Source organism: Achromobacter sp. SIMBA_011 (assembly GCF_046535435.1).
GTDB lineage: Bacteria > Pseudomonadota > Gammaproteobacteria > Burkholderiales > Burkholderiaceae_B > Achromobacter > Achromobacter dolens.
In genome coordinates, this window is record NZ_JAWRWN010000287.1 from 1 (window position 1) to 286 (window position 286).

The 286-nt window shown below is 61.5% G+C and carries 1 pseudogene; it reads right to left on the reverse strand.

Annotated features, from left to right (window positions below):
* Nucleotides 1-286, reverse strand: a pseudogene (locus SB816_RS30980) (DNA replication protein); the annotation flags it as partial.

A 286-nucleotide genomic window follows, 5' to 3' on the forward strand; every position in this document is an offset into this window, starting at 1 on the left:
CCGGATTCGGCGAAGATTTCCGATTGGCCATCTGCCCTGACAACAGTACGGCCCACAGCGCGCAGGTATTCGCCGACCGCTTCATATCCGCTCAGCACCACCATGTCACTGAAGTCATTCGGTACCATGTCGCGGATACGCGCATCTGCGGCGAATCGTGGCCAAACCAGATGCGCACTCGCATCTTCCGCCGCACGCCGCGCCCGTGCCTGCGGCTCGCCACGACCCAGTTCACCTAGCACGATCAGCTCCGCGGCGGGATACTGTTCACGCAAACTCTTCGCTA